Origin of the sequence: Acetobacter sp. DsW_059, assembly GCF_002153695.1 — a bacterium.
Lineage (GTDB): Bacteria > Pseudomonadota > Alphaproteobacteria > Acetobacterales > Acetobacteraceae > Acetobacter > Acetobacter thailandicus.
The window spans coordinates 1-434 of record NZ_JOPI01000129.1; the positions used below are offsets into that span (position 1 = coordinate 1).

The window sequence follows — 434 nt, forward strand, 5'->3', positions numbered from 1 at the left end:
TGCCCCTGTACTGCGAGTGTACAGGAACCTGAGAAAAGGACGGAATCGCCGTATAAGATCGCTAAATCAACCTGTGTCTTTGCTGCCTGAGACACAGGAAGGTCTCCATTAAATAAAACCCTGAAGTTTGTTGTGGGTTCTGGCAGGCAAACCAGTGTTTCTGAGGCCCGAAGGCCCCATATCGTTTGATCGAGTGAGGTCATTTTGCACCTCAGGCAGTTGTGGAAGCGGTGGAGGTCGTAGCAGTAGCGGCGGTCGATTTAGCTTCCAGAGCGGTTACGCGCGCAGCCAGATCAGAACGTTCGAGACGCTCACAGAAAATCCCAAGGGACAGAAGCTCCTCATAGCGAACTGTCTGCTGCGTTGCCTGAGTTTTACCATCTGCTTCATAAACAGGTTCTTCTGTAGTGGTCGTGACGCCATCAAATCTCATC

At 51.2% G+C, this 434-nt stretch carries 1 protein-coding gene and 1 pseudogene; both read right to left on the reverse strand.

The window, feature by feature from the left end:
- Positions 1 to 203 (reverse strand): annotated as a pseudogene (locus tag HK25_RS13460) (hypothetical protein); the annotation flags it as partial.
- A gap of 8 nt (positions 204 to 211) precedes the next feature.
- On the reverse strand, positions 212 to 434 hold a 223-nt coding region (locus tag HK25_RS13130; RefSeq protein ID WP_086636393.1), incomplete at its 5' end, for a hypothetical protein.